Source organism: Zoogloea oryzae, assembly GCF_030161255.1.
GTDB lineage: Bacteria > Pseudomonadota > Gammaproteobacteria > Burkholderiales > Rhodocyclaceae > Zoogloea > Zoogloea oryzae.
The window spans coordinates 1-745 of the sequence record NZ_BSPX01000266.1; the positions used below are offsets into that span (position 1 = coordinate 1).

General features: G+C 74.8%; 1 protein-coding gene. It reads left to right on the forward strand.

Translation table 11 applies throughout. The features are described from left to right. Positions 1 to 745, forward strand: a 745-nt coding sequence (locus QQK25_RS23355; RefSeq protein WP_284190104.1) for a hypothetical protein, incomplete at both ends; no start/stop codon positions are given.

Consider the following 745-nt stretch of genomic DNA (forward strand, 5'->3'; position numbering starts at 1 on the left):
CGGCGCTGGTGGCCGGCAGCCTGCGCCTGCGCCTCGCCCACGCCTGGGCGCTGGCCTTCGGGCTGCATCTGGGCGAGGCCCGCGACACTCTCAGCGGCATCGAGGCCGACGTGGCCAGCGGACGCCTGCCGGCCCAGGCCGAGCCAGGCGAGCTGGCCGCGGTGAAGGGCCTGATCGCCGGCCTCTCGGATGAGAGCGAGGCGGCGATGGCCTTTGGCCGGCAGGCGCTGGACGAAACCCCGCAGGCCGATTCGTGGGTCGCCCAGATGGCTCGCAGCGTGATCCTGTTCGGGCTGCACACCGCGTCGCGCTTCGACGAGGCGACCGATCTGGCGGCCCGCTCGGCGCCCTTCGAGGCGGGCGGCTGCCCGCTCTTCGGCATGGTGTATCGGCTCAGCATGTCCGGGCTGGGCCACGGCATTGCCGGTCGGCTGGGCGAGGCGGCGGCGTTGTTGCGGGAAGCCCTGGCCCGGGCGGTGGCCGAATCCGGCCCCCTGTCGGCGGTGGCCGCGCTGCCCGTCGGCTATCTGGCCGAGATCCTTTACGAGCGGGGCGATTTGCAGGCCGTCGCCGAGGTGATGGGCGGCCGCGCCGAGGTGATGGGCGGCCGCGCCGAGGTGGTGGCCGAGACCTGCCCACTGGGCTCGTGCGCCCGGTTTGCCGTGACATCCGCAAGGCTGGCACTGCTGCGGGGCGACCGGGCCGCCGCGCTGGCCCGGCTCGACGCCGCCGACCAGTTGGGCGA